Consider the following 234-nt stretch of genomic DNA (forward strand, 5'->3'; position numbering starts at 1 on the left):
AGCACGACCTTGCCAAGGTCGGGGTCGCGAGTTCGAGTCTCGTTTCCCGCTCCAATTTTAAACAGCGTTGCTTTCGGGCAGGGCTGAGTGAAACCAGAACCAAGTCTTCGGATGCGGATCTGGACACCGAAACACACACCATGTGTTCCGGGTAGCGTGTCCCCTTCGTCTAGTGGCCTAGGACACCGCCCTTTCACGGCGGTAACAGGGGTTCGAGTCCCCTAGGGGACGCCA

The 234-nt window shown here is 58.5% G+C and carries 1 tRNA gene; it reads left to right on the top strand.

From position 1 onward, the window contains the following. Positions 1–158: 158 nt before the first annotated feature. A tRNA-Glu gene (locus ACW9JE_RS30995) sits at positions 159–234 on the top strand.

The sequence above is a fragment of the Pseudomonas sp. SDO55104_S430 genome (assembly GCF_054070595.1).